The sequence below is a fragment of the Intrasporangium sp. genome (assembly GCF_030452765.1).
GTDB lineage: Bacteria > Actinomycetota > Actinomycetes > Actinomycetales > Dermatophilaceae > Intrasporangium_A.
Genome location: NZ_JAKDLO010000160.1, coordinates 1 through 10,045 on the forward strand (window position 1 = coordinate 1; position 10,045 = coordinate 10,045).

Below are 10,045 nucleotides of genomic sequence, written 5' to 3' on the forward strand. Positions count from 1 at the left end.
CGAGGCGCCGGGCACCGAGGCGCCGGGCACCGAGGCGCCGGGCACCGAGGCGCCGGGCTGCCTGGTAGCAGAAATGCTACCATCCAGCCATGGACGTCATCACGCAGAAGGAGCTCCGCAACCACATAGGGGAGGTCCTCCGCCGGGTCGAGGCGGGGGAGGACCTCGTGGTGACCGTGGCCGGCCGACCGGTGGCCGAGCTCAGACCCACCGGTCGTCGCCGATGGGTCGGTGGGTCCGTGCTGGCCCGTGTGTGGCAGGGGCCCGTGCCACGCGGCCTGGAGGATGACCTCGATCGACTGGATGCCGGGCTCGTCGACCCGTTCGAGTCGTGAGGGCAATTCTCGACACGTCCGTGCTCATCGGTGCGGACGCTCCAGACGACGTGGAGGCCGCCATCAGTGTCGTCTCACTCACCGAGCTGCACTTCGGCGTACTGCTCGCGGCCGACGTCGACGAGCGAGCCCGCCGCACCGATCGCCTTGCCACCGTGGAGGCGACGTTCGATCCCCTTCCGGTCACCCCCGAGGTCGCCAGGGCCTGGGGGCGGCTGGCGGCGGCCGTCAGCCGACGAGGAGGCCAGCCCCGACGCCGCCAGATCGACCTGGCCATCGCCGCGACGGCGTCGGTGGAGCGGGTGCCCTTGCTCAGTCACAACACCGCCGACTTCCGGATCATCGCGGATCTCGTCGACGTGCGTGCGCCGGCACGGGCCGGGGGCTGACGCGTTCTCCCGAACGACCCCTATTCGGGGCCCCGCGGCTTCGGCAGCATTGTTGGGTGAGCCGGGCGACGACAGTGGTCGTCCGGCGCGACAGCGGTATGCCGCTCACCCGCCGCACTCGGACACGCGGGCTGCCGCTCGGCGTGGCCCGCGCGGGTGTGTCTCTGCTGACCGCCCCTTGCAAGACGTGGCTCCCGATGACCGTCCGCTTCGTTGCCCCTTGACAATGCCTAGAATTGATTCTAGTTTTGGTCTCACCACCAGAAGCTTGGAGATGAGCCATGACAAACGCCGTCATCGTCGATGCCGTCCGCTCTCCGTACGGGAAGCGCTTCGGAGACCTCGCGGGTCTGCACCCCGCGACCCTGCTGGGTCGGGTGCAGCAGGGGCTGCTCGAGCGTCTCGACCTCGACCCCGCGGTCGTCGAGCAGGTCATCGGCGGCTGCGTGACCCAGGCCGGTGAGCAGTCGAACAATGTCATCCGCAACGCGTGGCTCGGCACGGGCCTGCCTGCCCAGACTGCGGTCACGACGATCGACTGCGCCTGCGGGTCCTCGCTCCAGTCGGTGCACCTCGTGAACGCGCTCATCGCCTCGGGTGCCATCGAGGTCGGTATGGCCTCCGGTGTCGAGAGCATGAGCCGGGTATTCCTCGGGGCCGCGGGCGGCGAGCAGGGCAGCCCTTACCCGCCGAGCTGGGCGGTCGACCTACCCGACCAGTTCACCGCCGCCGAGCGCATCGCCGCCCGCCGCGGGATCACCCGCCGGCAGGCCGACGAGCTCGGGGCACTGTCGCAGACCCGGGCCATCGCCGCGTGGGGGGCCGGGGTCTTCGACGAGCAGGTCCTGCCGATCATGGCGCCCGTCTTCGACGACACCGGTGCCCCGGTCGGTGAGAAGGAGGTCCGCACCGACCAAGGCCTGCGCCCGAGCACCGTCGAGTCGTTGGGCAGGCTGCAGCCCGTAGCCCCGGGCGGCATCCACACAGCCGGCAACTCCTCGCAGATCACCGACGGTGCCTCCTCTGCGATCCTGATGAGCGAGGAGCGCGCCCGCGCCCTCGGGTACACGCCGCGGGCCCGGATCCGCTCGTCCGTCATGGTCGGCACCGACACGCACTACCACCTCGACGGGCCCGTCGACGCGACCCGACGCATCCTGCAGGCCTCGGGGATGAACATGTCCGACATCGACCTCGTCGAGATCAACGAGGCCTTCGCGTCCGTGGTCCTCTCGTGGCAGCAGGTCACCGGCTTCGACCTGCACAAGGTCAACATCCACGGTGGTGCGATCGCGCTCGGCCACCCGGTCGGCTCGACCGGCATCCGCCTGCTCCTGCAGGCGATCGACGCGCTCGAGCGGACCGACGGCACGACCGCGCTGGTCACGCTGTGCGCCGGCGGCGCGCTCGCCCCGGCCACGATCATCGAGCGGATCGGCTGAGCTCGCCCGGCTCGACGATGCACCACCGCCATATCCCGGCTCGACCGTGAACGCGACGTCGGACCTGCAGGACACTCGTCTACATTCCATCTACAATGGACTATGCCTTCCGTAGACACCACCACCGTTCGTGTTCGCCGACCAGACTCCGAGCGTCTGCACTCCCTCGCCAAGGCTCGGCAGACCGCGGTCATCGATGTGCTCCACGCGGCGATCGACGCCCTGGAGCGGCAAGAGTTTCTTCGCGGGTTGGGTCAGGACTACCAGCGGCTGCGGGATGACCCGGAGCGCTGGGAGCAGTACCTGGCCGAACGACAGGAGTGGGACGCCCTCGCGTGATCTGGCGAGGGGAGGTCTACGACGTCGATCTGGGCCGGCCGGCCGGCCACGAGCCGGCCTTCCGGCGGCCTGCCGTGGTCGTCTCGGTCGACATCTTGAACAACAGCCCCGGTCAGCTGGTCATGGTCGTCCCGGTCACCTCGGCCGCCTACGGACTGCGCAGCCACGTCGAGGTCGAGCCGGGAAGCAGTGGGCTTGGCCACACCTCGTACGCGCGCTGCGACCAGCTGCGTGTGATCTCGACAGCAAGGTTGTCATCCCGTCGAGGAATGATCGTCCCCGATCAGCTGCGTGCCATCGACCAAGCAGTGCGCTTCGTCCTCGACCTGTGACCAGACGGCGGGCCCCACAGATCAATCGGCTTGTGACACTCAGACCGCTGGCAGGCTCGCGACCGCACCGAGCGCACGAAGCATTCCGACCCCGGTGTCCCGCGCTGCGGCATCGGGCGCGGTGGCAAGGACCACGGCCTGCTCGTACCGTTCCCCGAGCCCGGCCCAGGCCGGCGCCGCCTGCTCCCACCGCCCCGCCAGGGTTGGTCCCCACGGCCCGGGCGCGTGCCTCGGCGTCGCCACGGGCACGCCCGCACGCCGCAGGTAGGCGCACAGCTCGGCGTGGACCGCCGGGTACACGCCGTTGGTCATCTCGAGGGCGCGGCGGGTGGCCGGCGTCAGGTCGCCGAGGCTGCCGTCCAACCAGCCGCACTCGGTGGACGCGACCGCGAGGACGCCGGTCACGAGGGGGTCGTCGGCGAACTCGGGACTGCCCAGCGCGATCTGCAGCGTCGAGACTGCCGCCGGGTCGCCGCGCCGCGCCAGCAGCCGAGCCAGCACCGCGTGGGCCAGCACCGCCATCGCGCCCGGTTCGCCGGGGGTGCCGATGAGTCCCCTCAGCTCGACGATCGCGGTGTCCCAGTCGCCTTGACTCGCATCGAGCGTGGCTGCGGTCAGGCGAAGCCGGTACTGCCCGGCCGCGAACTCGCCGTCCGCCGCGGCCTGCAGGCCGGCGGCGACATACTGCTGCGCCTGACCGTGACGACCGGCCCGGTAGGCACCTCCCGCCGCGTTCGCGTACGCCCGGACCAGCGTCTCGGCGCGAGAGTCCGAACGCGCCAGCTCGATGCCCTGCTCGAGGTCCTCGGCTCCACGCGGATCGCCGGTGGCGAGCCGGGCGTCGCCGCGATAGCACAGCGCGAACGCTGCGAGGTCGGTCCGGTGCAGCTGCTGCGCCAGCCCGCGGGCCTGCTCACTCAGCTCGCCGGCCCGCGTGCAGGGCTCGGACACGATGCCGACCGTGGGCAGGTTGCTGTGGGCCCTGGCGAGCTCGATGAGCGCGGCCGTTCGCCTCGTGTCGTCGGCGACGTCGTCCAGCAGGCGCAGCGCCCGTTCGGCGGCATGGCGCGCTCGCGCGGGACCCCGGGCGAACAGGGCGGCCCGAGACGACACCAGCAGCGCGTCGGCGAGCAGCACGTGGTCGGCTGCGGTCTCCGCGGCCGCGACGGCGCCTTCCGCGCACGCCAGCGCCTCCGCGAACCGGTTGACCACGTAGAGCGAGTACGCGCGCCGGGTCGACAGCTCAGCGATCTCGCGAGCGTCGCGGGTGTGCTCGAGCGCGACGCGCAGGATCTCGGCTGCCTGCCGGTGCGAGCCGAGGGCGCTCGCCTCCGCGGCCGCCCGAGGCCCGTACTCCTGGATGAGGTCGGTCAGCCCGGCCCGCGCGGCATGGTGGACAACCCGGGCGGGCTCGACCGCAGGCTCCGAGAGCAGGGCCTGAGCCACCAAGGTGTCTGCGTCGATCCGCTCGCTGGGCAGCAGCGACACCTCGATGGCCTGGCGGGCCAGCTCGTGCCGGAACGCCACCCAGTCGGTGCCCGACGCGACCACACCCGACCGCTCGGCCTCGACGACGACAGCCCGGTCATCGTCGGCCAGGCGCATCGCCAGCGTCCTTGACGCCCTGCTGGGCACGACCGCGAGCCGGCGCAGCAGCGCCCTGACCTCGGGTGAGAGTCGACCGACCCGGGCCAGGACGGCGTCCCGCACGGTCGGGGGCACGCCGGCGTCGTGCGTCGCGAGCACCTCGGTGACGAAGAAGGGGTTCCCCGCCGTGACCCGGACGATCTCGGCAGCCTGCTCGCTCGAGGCGGCCCCGAGCCGGCGCACCGCCTCGACGCTGAGCGGGTCGACGCTGATCCGACGCACCGGCAGACCCGTCAGGCCGCCGAGCACCTGCCGAACCGGATGGTCGGCGGGGAGGTCGGTGTCGCGGATGGTCACCACGAGTGCGGCAGCGACGTCGACCAGCCGCCGCGCGAGATAGCGGATGACGTCCAGCGACGCGTCGTCCGCCCAGTGCACATCCTCGATCACCATCAGCGTCGGCGCGGCGGTGACCGTTGCCAGCACGGCGGGCAGGACGTCCTCAAGGTGCCCGCGGGAGAGCGCGGCCGCCAGGCCCGGATGGTGCTCGGCCATGTCCCGGAACGGGCCGAGACTGCGTGGCGCCAGGAGGTCGTCGCACCCGCCGGACAGGACCGCGACCTCGTCGTGCAGGCGCTCCGTCAGGGCGCGCACCAGCGTCGTCTTGCCGGCACCCGCCTCCCCGGGCACCACGACGACGACGCCGCGGCGCTCGCGGATGGCCGACCGGCAGATGGACGTCAGCTCGTCCAGCGCGACCTCACGCTCGACGAGCAGGCCACCCGCCCGCGCATCGCCGGACCATGGCGCCGCTGGAACCTCAGGGCGTGGTGTGGCCGTGGCCGATGACGCCATCGCCTCGGCGTGCAGGGCCAGGGCCGGGCCCGACGGCGCCACGCCGAGCTCGCCGGCCAGCAACCGCTGCATCCGGTCGAAGCGGCGCAGCGCCTCCGAGCGGTTGCCCCGGGCGAGGGTCTCCCGGATCAGCTCGGTGTGCGCCTCCTCGTCGACCGGATCGAGGCGCAGCACCTCCTCCCAGCGCCGGGCGGCCCGAGCCAGCTGCACCGTGAGCAGCCGCAACCGGTCGCGGGGTTGCTCCAGCCACGGCACGGACCGATCCTCGGGAAGCAGCTCGCCGGCCCGGGCCAGCACCGCGGCGCACCGGTCCGCCGAGACCGGATGCTCCGCCAGGGCCGCTCGGGCGGCCGCCTCGAACGCGACAGCGTCGACGACGACCTCGCCGTCGGGGCAGAGCACGACCATCTCGTGCCGCACGATGATCGCCGACCGCTGACCGAGGGCGCTGCGCGCATGATGAGCCGCCTTGTGCAGTCGCGGCAACGCCGCCTCGAGCGTGAGGCCCGGCCACAGCGTGTCGATCACGAGGTCTCGGTGGACCCGGCCGCCCGGCGACAGCGCCAGCAGCTTGACCAGCTCGGCGCCCGCACGGCGGCTCCACCCACCGGTGGGCGTGGTCGCACCGTCCACCACGACGGCGAACCCGCCGAGCAGCCGGACCTCGACCTGCACCGTGCCTCCTTCCCGAAGTCACCCCGTCGGGTGGGGGAACTCCCGCGTGAGCCCGGCGTGGACGGCATACAGGCCCGCCCCGACGCGATTGGTCACGCCGATCTTGGCGTAGATGTGCTCGACGTGGTTGCGGACCGTCTTCTCGGACACCACCAGCTCCTCGGCGATCTGCCGGTTGGACCGGGCGAGGGCGAGCAGCCGCAGCACCTCGACCTCGCGGGTGGTCAGCCCGTCCGGCCACAGGTCCCGGCGGCGCGCTCGTCGTCCGGTCACCGCGAGCACCGCCTCGACCGCCTCCGGGTCGAGCCGCCCCGACCTGGCCTCGTCCTGCAGCCGCTGCACGGCCTCGGCCTCGGTGTGCGGTGGCCGATGGGGGCGCGGCTCGAGCCAGGTGTGGAAGCTGTCGGCGGCGGCGAGCAGCCGCTGGGCGGGGCCGAGGGCTGAGCCGGACAGCCCTTGCGGGTAGCCCGACCGGTCCTGACGCTCATGATGCGCCGCGGCAATCGCTGCCTCGGGCTCGAGCCCACGCACCCGCCGCAGGATCCGCTCGGTGAAGTAGGGGTGCAGACGCACCCGTTCCCACTCGGCGCTCGAGAGCGGGCCCGGCTTCTCCCAGACGGCGTTGGACACGCCCAGCCGGCCCAGGTCGTGCAGGTGCCCGGCTCGTCGCACCTGAGCGGCCGCATCCTCGCCCAAGCCGCTCTGGTATGCCGCTTGGCCGGCCAGCGCCGCGACGCCTCGTGAGTGCCCGAGCGTGAACGGGCACTTGAGGTCCGCGAAGTCACCGACCGCGGTGACGATCCGCTCGAGGTCGTCACCGGCCAGCACCCGGTCGCCGTCGGGGTCCTGCTCCAGCGTGGCCCGCCAGACGTCGTCGAGGGCGAGCAGCTCCATCCAGGTGGCACGTTCGGCGAGGAACGCGTCGGCGACCTCGGGGTCGAACTGCCTCCCACGCCGGGAGCGCACCATGTCCAGGCAGGCATCCACCCCGTGCGTGCGCAGCCACACTTCGGCCACGTCGGCCAGCTGCGCCACCCGCATCTCGATCGCGATGTCTGCACCCCGGAGACCGTCGGGCATGCCCTTGCCATCCCAGCGCTCGAACGTGTTCGACAGCGCCCGGGTCACGTCCGCTGGCAGCCCCACCTCGGTGGCCAGCAACCCGGCCGAGGTGCAGTGCGAGCGGATCATCGCGACGAAGTCGCCGCGCCCCCGGGTCAGCACGTCGCCCACCAGCCACGCTCGCTGGGGTGCCGGCCGGCCACGTCCGACCCGGTGCACCAGCAGCTGCAGGAACGGCAGGCCCGCCCACTCGACCTGGTAGCTCGCCGCCCTGGTGTCGATGTCGTCACCGAAGTACCTGGCGTACTCGTGCGAGTCAGCGTGGCAGCCGATCCAGGACACCAGGCTGACGTAGTAGACCGTCGCGCGTTGGTCGGGGCCGAGATCCAGCCGGTCGGCCAGCCTCGTCGATATCAGGGCGGCGCGCAGCATGTGCTCCATCGGCTGCCCGAGCCCGAGGTCGATCGCCATGGACAGGGCGGCGAGCAGCTCGGCGCGCCGAGGGCCCACCGGACGCGTCCCGGCCTCGAGGTCCATGGCCCCTCCGATCGCCGACGGCGCCTAGGTCCTTCCGATTCTCGCAGGGGCCACGCCCCGGCGGAAAGCACGTAAACGTGAGGCGGATGCCCCATGTGCGGATGGTCCCACCGCCCGCACCATCGACTCGTGACACCAGAGGCCGTCGGCCTCCCCGCCACTTCCCTCACGTTTCCCTGGCGTTTCCGCCATGCGGGTGGGGTCGGAAGGCTTCCGCCTGACGGGAAGGACGGGGGAAGGCCGATGTCCTACGTTCACCGGGTCGCTCGGAACCCCGAGCGCCCAACACCACCAAAGGAGTTCTCATGTCCACAACCACCACCACCACCGCCACTCCCATCAGCCGCAACGGCGTCGACACGGCCACCCTGTTCGCGACGCTCGACGCGGTCAAGGCACAGCCGGAGCTGGCCGGGTTCCAGTTCCGCGCGAGCAACCGCTGGGTGTCCGGCACACACAGCCAAGGCCGGATCTCCGGGTTCTACGGGGCCGGGTCCGAGCAGCAGCACGCCCGCGGCGAGATGGTCTTCGACGCGGACCACCCCGCCGTGCTGGTCGGCACCGACCAGGGCCCGACCCCGGTCGAGTTCCTGCTGCACGCCCTCGCGGCATGCCTCACGGCAGGGCTGGTCAACATCGCCGCGGCACGCGGGATCACCTTGCACGAGGTCGAGTCGAGCGTCGAGGGCGACATCGACCTGCTGGGCATCCTCGGCCTGGACGAGTCGGTGCGCAACGGGTTCGAGCAGGTCCGGGTCAACTTCCGAATCACGGGCGACGCCTCGGAGGAGGAGCTGCGCGGGCTGCTCGAGCGCTCACGGGCCCGCTCGGCGGTCTACGACGTGATGACCCACGGCGTGCCGGTCACCATCACGGCGCAGGTCGGTTGAGATGAGCACCCGGGTCCAGACCTTGATCGTCGGCGCCGGGCAGGCCGGGCTCGCGCTGAGCGCATGCCTGACCCGGGCCGGCCACGACCACCTGCTGCTCGAGCGGGGCCGGGTCGCCCAGCCTGGCACAGCGAGCGGTGGGACTCCTTCCGGCTGCTCACCCCGAACTGGATCAACACGCTGCCCGGCTGGGGCTACGCGGGCGATGACCCGGACGGGTTCATGGACCGCCGTCAGGTGCTCACCTGGTTCGACCGGTACGCCACCTCGTTCGGGGCGCCGGTGCGTACCGGGGTGTCGGTCACCGCGGTGCGCCCGGCCCGGGACGGCTGGTCGGTGCACACGAGCGCCGGGCGGTACACCGCCGGGAACGTGGTCATCGCGACCGGCCACCACGGCGAGCCGCTGACCCTGGCCCTGGCGGCTCGGCTGCCCCGGGACGTCCACCAGCTGCACACGTCGGGCTACCGCAACCCGTCCGCGCTGCCACCCGGCGGGGTGCTCGTGGTCGGGGCGGGCCCGTCCGGGCAGCAGATCGCCGACGAGCTCGCGCTGGCCGGGCGGGAGGTGTTCATCGCGGTCGGTCGGCACCGGCCGGTCCCGCGCTCCTACCGGGGCGCGGACGTCTACGCCTGGATGCGGCGCTCCGGGATGCTGGACCGCACCGTCGACACGCTGGCCGACCCGCGCGCGGCCCAGACCGCGCCGAGTGTCGTGCTGGCCGGCGAGCCGGAGGGCCTCGATCTGCGCCGGCTGGTGCGCCACGGCGTGGTCCCGGTCGGCCGGCTCGAGTCGATCGAGCAGGCCGAGCTGCAGTTCGGCGGCGACCTGGCCGTCCGGCTGCACGAGGCCGACCAGAACGTGGCCCGCCTGAAGGCGGCCATCGACGGCTACATCACCCGCACCGGGCTACCCATCCCGGCCGAACCGGTGCCGCCCGCCCGGGTCGAGCCGTGGGCCCACGACGCACCGCGACGGCTGCACCTGCGCCACGACCGGATCGGCACCGTGGTCTGGGCCACCGGGTTCGGACGCGACTACTCGTGGCTCCACGCGCCGGTCTTCCATGCCGACGGGGAGCCGATCCAGACCCGCGGCGTCACCGACGCGGCCGGGCTGTACTTCCTGGGCCTGCGCTGGATGTACCGGCGCGACTCCAACTTCATCGGCGGAGTCGGCTCCGACGCCGAGTACCTGGCCGAGCACCTCACCGACACCCGCGCCCTGCAAGCCGCCGGATGAAACCGGGTCGACCCTGTTGATGCACAGCGACGTCGACCGCCGCCCGTCAGGCCGGGAAGCGCACCCCGCGCAGTCACGCCGTATGCCGCTGAGTCAGCTCAGCGGCATACGGCAGCTCGGCTGTCGGGATCAGCGGGACGATGGGCCCGCATCAGGCTCGACCGTGATGTCTCGCGCCCGGGCCGCGCCGGCCAGCGCAGGTGCGCGTTGCGGCCCTTGCCTACTCGTCTCGTAGGTCGATCCCGCGTTCCCGAGCAGCTGAGACGAGCCGCGCGTCAAAGGTGACCAGCGATCCCGGGGCCTGTCGGCCCGGCCCGACCAGCACCTCGGCGAGCGTGATGGGGCTTGCCGCCAAGGACT

General features: G+C 72.3%; 9 protein-coding genes and 1 pseudogene. 8 read left to right on the forward strand and 2 right to left on the reverse strand.

The annotated features are described in order from the left end of the window. Nucleotides 1-89: 89 nt before the first annotated feature. From L0H79_RS17175 to L0H79_RS17195, 5 genes are all read left to right on the forward strand, one after another. The gene (locus L0H79_RS17175; protein ID WP_301485869.1) at nt 90-335 is read left to right on the forward strand and encodes a type II toxin-antitoxin system Phd/YefM family antitoxin; all 246 of its coding nucleotides are present in this window, start codon (nt 90-92) and stop codon (nt 333-335) included. Beyond that, a complete protein-coding gene (locus tag L0H79_RS17180; RefSeq protein WP_301485870.1) occupies nt 332-724 on the forward strand; it encodes a PIN domain-containing protein in 393 nt (130 codons plus the stop codon). The genes L0H79_RS17175 and L0H79_RS17180 overlap by 4 nt, the downstream gene beginning before the upstream one ends. Before the next feature lie 281 nt (nt 725-1,005). Next, complete coding sequence (locus tag L0H79_RS17185; protein WP_301485871.1) at nt 1,006-2,166, forward strand: steroid 3-ketoacyl-CoA thiolase; 1,161 nt, start codon at nt 1,006-1,008, stop codon at nt 2,164-2,166. Nucleotides 2,167-2,268: 102 nt separating this feature from the next. Next, on the forward strand, nt 2,269-2,505 hold the full coding sequence (locus L0H79_RS17190; RefSeq protein WP_301485872.1) for a hypothetical protein: 237 nt from the start codon (nt 2,269-2,271) through the stop codon (nt 2,503-2,505). Continuing rightward, the gene (locus tag L0H79_RS17195) at nt 2,502-2,837 is read left to right on the forward strand and encodes a type II toxin-antitoxin system PemK/MazF family toxin (protein WP_301485873.1); all 336 of its coding nucleotides are present in this window, start codon (nt 2,502-2,504) and stop codon (nt 2,835-2,837) included. Before L0H79_RS17190 ends, L0H79_RS17195 begins: the two co-directional genes overlap by 4 nt. A 39-nt stretch (nt 2,838-2,876) precedes the next feature. On the opposite strand, the gene L0H79_RS17200 is transcribed toward L0H79_RS17195, so the two are convergent. Together L0H79_RS17200 and L0H79_RS17205 are read right to left on the reverse strand one after the other, a co-directional pair. Beyond that, a complete protein-coding gene (locus L0H79_RS17200; protein WP_301485874.1) occupies nt 2,877-5,954 on the reverse strand; it encodes an AAA family ATPase in 3,078 nt (1,025 codons plus the stop codon). 18 nt (nt 5,955-5,972) lie between these two features. Next, entirely contained in the window at nt 5,973-7,553 is a 1,581-nt protein-coding gene (locus tag L0H79_RS17205; RefSeq protein ID WP_301485875.1) for an HD domain-containing phosphohydrolase, read from the reverse strand. A gap of 305 nt (nt 7,554-7,858) precedes the next feature. Between L0H79_RS17205 and L0H79_RS17210 the strand changes: the two genes are divergently transcribed. The 3 genes and pseudogenes from L0H79_RS17210 to L0H79_RS17220 all read left to right on the forward strand — a co-directional run bounded on the left by L0H79_RS17210 (nt 7,859) and on the right by L0H79_RS17220 (nt 9,685). After that, nucleotides 7,859-8,443: an OsmC family protein gene (locus tag L0H79_RS17210; protein WP_301485876.1), complete on the forward strand. Its 585-nt coding sequence runs from the start codon at nt 7,859-7,861 to the stop codon at nt 8,441-8,443. A gap of 1 nt (nt 8,444) precedes the next feature. After that, nucleotides 8,445-8,516: pseudogene (locus L0H79_RS17215) on the forward strand (hypothetical protein); the annotation flags it as partial. Continuing rightward, the gene (locus L0H79_RS17220) at nt 8,507-9,685 is read left to right on the forward strand and encodes an FAD-dependent oxidoreductase (protein WP_367652487.1); all 1,179 of its coding nucleotides are present in this window, start codon (nt 8,507-8,509) and stop codon (nt 9,683-9,685) included. The pseudogene L0H79_RS17215 and the gene L0H79_RS17220, both read left to right, overlap by 10 nt. Nucleotides 9,686-10,045 lie beyond the last annotated feature (360 nt).